Origin of the sequence: Neisseria sicca 4320, from assembly GCF_000193735.1 — a bacterium.
Lineage (GTDB): Bacteria > Pseudomonadota > Gammaproteobacteria > Burkholderiales > Neisseriaceae > Neisseria > Neisseria sicca_E.
This window is the reverse complement of the sequence record NZ_AEPF01000142.1, coordinates 1-4,768: the sequence shown is the minus strand read 5'-3', so window position 1 is coordinate 4,768 and position 4,768 is coordinate 1. Positions and strand designations below refer to the sequence as shown.

Annotated in this window: 6 protein-coding genes; 4 read left to right on the top strand and 2 right to left on the bottom strand. The window is 50.1% G+C overall.

Annotated features, from left to right (window positions below):
* The 4 genes from NSCA4_RS13225 to prmA all read left to right on the top strand — a co-directional run.
* Positions 1 to 175, top strand: a 175-nt coding sequence (locus NSCA4_RS13225) for an acetyl-CoA carboxylase biotin carboxyl carrier protein (RefSeq protein WP_016688246.1), incomplete at its 5' end; no start/stop codon positions are given.
* Positions 176 to 245: 70 nt separating this feature from the next.
* Positions 246 to 437 carry a YqaE/Pmp3 family membrane protein gene (locus NSCA4_RS0111435; protein WP_016688245.1) on the top strand — a complete coding sequence of 64 codons (192 nt, stop codon included), beginning with the start codon at positions 246 to 248 and terminating at the stop codon, positions 435 to 437.
* Between the two features lie 35 nt (positions 438 to 472).
* A complete protein-coding gene (accC, locus tag NSCA4_RS0111430; RefSeq protein WP_016688244.1) occupies positions 473 to 1,834 on the top strand; it encodes an acetyl-CoA carboxylase biotin carboxylase subunit in 1,362 nt (453 codons plus the stop codon).
* 485 nt (positions 1,835 to 2,319) lie between these two features.
* A complete protein-coding gene (prmA, locus tag NSCA4_RS0111425) occupies positions 2,320 to 3,207 on the top strand; it encodes a 50S ribosomal protein L11 methyltransferase (RefSeq protein WP_016688243.1) in 888 nt (295 codons plus the stop codon).
* Positions 3,208 to 3,329: 122 nt separating this feature from the next.
* On the opposite strand, the gene NSCA4_RS0111420 is transcribed toward prmA, so the two are convergent.
* Together NSCA4_RS0111420 and NSCA4_RS0111410 are read right to left on the bottom strand one after the other, a co-directional pair.
* Positions 3,330 to 3,953 (bottom strand): nuclease-related domain-containing protein, encoded by a 624-nt coding sequence (locus NSCA4_RS0111420; RefSeq protein WP_016688242.1) that lies wholly within the window; start codon positions 3,951 to 3,953, stop codon positions 3,330 to 3,332.
* A gap of 463 nt (positions 3,954 to 4,416) precedes the next feature.
* The coding region (locus NSCA4_RS0111410; protein ID WP_016688240.1) for an IS5 family transposase at positions 4,417 to 4,768 on the bottom strand (352 nt) is incomplete at its 5' end.

The window sequence follows — 4,768 nt, the reverse complement described above, 5'->3', positions numbered from 1 at the left end:
CGCCGCCTTCATCGAAGTCGGTCAGCAAGTCAAAGCCGGCGATACGCTGTGTATCATCGAAGCGATGAAGTTGATGAACGAAATCGAAGCCGAGAAATCCGGCACGGTTAAAGAAATACTGGTGGAAAACGGTACGCCTGTGGAATTCGGCGAGCCGCTCTTCATTATCGAATAATTCGTTTTCAGACGACCTTCCGGATTGCGGGCAGGTCGTCTGAAATGCTTTCCAACTTAGGATTTCCACCATGCGCCTGCTGTTAGCCATCTTCCTGCCCTTCGCCGTATTCTTCACCATCGGCCGTCCGATTGCGGGTATCATCTGCCTGATTCTCCAAATCACCTTAATCGGCTGGATTCCTGCCGCCATGTGGGCGGTGTACGCGTTGAGCCAATACAAGACCGATAAAAAAATCCGCAATGCGTTGGGCAAAAGGTAACAAGCAGGTCGTCTGAAACCACAGGAAAGGTCATCATGCTGAAAAAAGTATTAATCGCCAACCGAGGCGAAATCGCGCTGCGCGTCCTGCGAGCCTGCCGTGAAATGGGCATCGCCACCGTCGCCGTGCATTCCGAAGCCGACAAAGACAGTCTGCACGTCAAACTTGCCGACGAATCCGTGTGCATCGGCCCTGCCGCTTCCGCACAAAGCTATCTCAATATTCCCGCCCTCATCGCCGCCGCAGAAGTGACCGGTGCAGATGCCATCCACCCGGGCTACGGCTTCCTTGCCGAAAATGCCAATTTTGCCGATCAGGTCGAGCATTCCGGCTTTACATTTATCGGCCCACGCGCCGAAACCATCCGTCTGATGGGCGACAAAGTTTCCGCGAAACACGCGATGATTGAAGCGGGCGTACCTTGCGTTCCCGGTTCGGAAGGCGCTCTGTCCGACGATCCCGCCGAAATCCTCAAAACCGCCGATAAAGTCGGTTATCCCGTGATTATCAAAGCATCGGGCGGCGGCGGCGGACGCGGTATGCGCGTGGTCGAGAAAAAAGAAGACCTTATCAAATCCGTCGAAATGACCAAAGCCGAAGCAGGCGCAGCGTTCGGCAACCCGATGGTCTATATGGAGCGCTACCTGCAACGCCCGCGCCACGTCGAAATCCAAGTGCTCGCCGACGAATACGGCAACGCCATCTACCTTGCCGAGCGCGATTGCTCCATGCAGCGCCGCCACCAAAAAGTCATCGAAGAAGCACCCGCTCCCTTCATCGACGAAAAAGCCCGCGAAAAAATCGGCAAAGCCTGTACCGACGCCTGCAAACGCATCGGCTACCGTGGCGCGGGTACGTTTGAATTTCTGTATGAAAACGGCGAATTCTTCTTTATCGAAATGAACACCCGCGTCCAAGTCGAACACCCCGTTACCGAGCTGATTACCGGCGTGGACATCGTACAGGAACAAATCCGCATTGCCGGCGGCCTGCCTTTGCAATACAAGCAAAAAGACATCCAAATCGAAGGCCATGCTTTCGAGTGCCGCATCAATGCCGAAGACCCGTACAACTTCATCCCAAGCCCCGGTCTGATTGAAAGCTGCCACCTGCCCGGCGGCTTCGGCATCCGCGTGGACAGCCATATTTACCAAGGCTACCGCATCCCGCCGTACTACGACAGCCTGATCGGTAAAGTCTGCGTTGTCGGCAAAACCCGCGAGCAGGCAATGGCAAAAATGCGCGTTGCCCTCGCCGAGCTTGCTGTAACCGGCATCAAAACCAATACCCCGTTGCACCGCGATTTGTTCAGCGACCCCGGTTTTGAAAAAGGCGGCGTCAGCATCCACTATCTGGAACACTGGCTGGAAGAACGCAAAGCCAAACAGGACAAATAAAACCGTCCCGTTTGGATAGTCGAAGGTCGTCTGAAAAACCGCATGGCTTTCAGACGACCTTTTTTCAGACAGATTGAAACCTGACTTCGGGTGTACATCAGCGATTGCCGACAAGCCTAGAATATAGCTAAATGACTTTATTTTTGATACGTAACTTACCGGTTGTCGTCATTCCTGTCCTCGCGTAGGCGGGGGCGGGAATGACGGAATTTGATAACATGCCGTATTTAAAGTTAAATATGTTTGCTATATGTATGTTTGCTATATGATTGAGCCAACCTATCCGCCACCATTTCAGCGCAATAAAGAATCCGTGTTCAGGCTGAAAAACAATCCAATCACACTGTTACGTCAATCCAATCACACTGTTACGTCAATCCAATCACACTGTTACGCCAATAGCCGAAACATACCGCAAACGACCAAAATCACTTAATTTGCCTACCATTTCCTAATTTCAGACGACCCCACCGAGAAAGCCCACCATGTCCTATCAACAAATCACCATCAACGTCAACGACGCCGTCGCCGAACGCCTCGCCGACGCCCTGATGGAACACGGCGCACTCTCCGCCGCCATCGAAGACGCCTACGCAGGCACTGAAAACGAACAAGCCATCTTCGGCGAACCCGGTATGCCGACCGAACAAATCTGGCAGCAAAGCAAAGTCATCGCCCTGTTCGGCGAAAACGACGATGCCGCAGCCATGATTCAAGCCGCCAGCCAAGAATGCGGACTGAAAGACTTGGCATACACCAGCGAAATCCTCGCTGACCAAGATTGGGTACGCCTGACCCAAGCACAGTTCGACCCCATCCAAATTTCCGAACGCCTGTGGATTACCCCCTCTTGGCACGAAGCGCCGAACAGCAACGCCGTCAACCTCCAACTCGACCCCGGGCTAGCCTTCGGAACAGGTAGCCACCCGACCACACGCCTCTGCCTCAAATGGCTGGACACACAACTCAAAGGCGGCGAAAGCGTCCTAGACTACGGCTGTGGCTCCGGCATCTTGACCATCGCTGCCCTCAAGCTCGGCGCAGGTTCTGCCGTCGGTGTCGATATTGACGAACAGGCGATCCGCGCCAGCAAAGACAACGCCGCACAAAACAATGTCGATGCACAGTTCTACCTGCCCGACGGTCTGCCGCAAGGGCAATTCGACATCGTCGTCGCCAACATCCTCGCTAATCCCCTGCGTATGCTCGGCGAAATGCTCGCCGCCCGCACCAAACAAGGCGGTCGCATTGTGTTGTCCGGTTTACTGGACGAACAAGTCGAAGAACTCAGCGGCATTTACAGTCAATGGTTCGACATCGAGCCCGCCGAAATCGACGAAGGCTGGGCAAGGCTCAGCGGCGTCAAACGCTGACAGCGATACGCTCAAACAAAAGGTCGTCTGAAAACCGATTCAGGTTTCAAACGACCTTTTGTGTTCAACCGATAATTTCAAAAAACTGCTGCATCACCTACAAATTTTTTTAGCCTACTTCATTAAGCGTGTGATCGAGAACCATTTTGACCAAACACGTTATCAAATTCATTGCTCTCTAAAATTTCTTTGATTTCCGCAACCTTGTCGTCATTCAAAACGACTTCACTGTATTGAGCAATGTATTCATTGAATTCAGCAGATTCAATGACATTATCCGGCATCATGGTTTGAAATTGGCAGTTACCTGAAAATACGACAACCGAGTAAAACAAACGCGGGCTTAAATCAAGCTGCCGCACCAATGCTTGAATATAACGTTGGTTCTGTGCCAAAGGATTAGGGAAAAGCATCTTGGTTCTATGGAATTTCTGCGTCCACATCCCGTCCCCGTTATCCCCCCAAATACGGCCTTGGTAATTCGGCGTCGATACGATAAAAATACCGAATCGTGAAACGTAAACATAATCAATTTGTTCATACCTTCCTGAAATACGTATATCAAGATGGCGGAAAACATGATATGAATTTTCATCCAAGTAGCATTGAGCACGCACATTAACGGCAAAACGACTGATGAACCGTTTTACTGAATCTTGCTTACTGGCAAGCGCAGCCAAAATCAGTATCAGGCTATATCCCGCCATACCTGATACACCATCCCCAACTATGAAATCAAAGTTCATGACAAATTATCCGCAATATGAAATATTTATTTTTTCGTAATAAGTTACACATCAATTCATGATAATGTATTTTAAAATTATAACCCAAATGGCATTTTTTACAATAAAAATACCGCTTATGCAAAATAAAAACCTTTTGTCTCTAAAATTTGTTGTTTTTTAATTTCAGATATAATGACAATCTTCCCAAATAGCCAAACTTTATTCATTATTAGAATAAGCAAATAGGTGTCCTTAAAAACAAAAAAGTCGTCTTAAATACATTCAGACGACATTAACACCACTTTAAAATACGATAGATCCTTACCAAAAGATTGAGACCTTTGCAAAAAAGCCCTTCCTTCGACAGCCGGAACCCAAACACAGTTTTTCGGCTGTTTTCGCCCCTAATTGCGCCTAATTTCACCCAAATGTCCCCTTAATCCTCCCCGGATACTTGATAAACAGGCATCCGGGCCGCCGTTTAGGCGGCCACAGGCACACTTAGCCTGTTAGCCGCTTTCAACAGGTTCAAACACATCGCCTTCAGATGGCTTTGCGCACTCACTTTGAGCAGACCAAAATAGGCTGCCCGGGCATAGCGGAATTTACGGTGCAGCGTCCCGAAGCCTTGTTCCACCACATAACGGGTCTTCGACAAATATCGGTTACGCTTGGTTTGCGCTTCCGTCAGCGGACGGTTGCGGTGGGCTTTGCGCATAATGCCGTCCAACAACCGATGCTCTTTCAGATGTTGCCGGTTTTCCTTACTGTCATAGCCTTTGTCGGCATAGACGGTCGTACCTTCGGCAATGCCCTCCAACAAAGGGGACAGA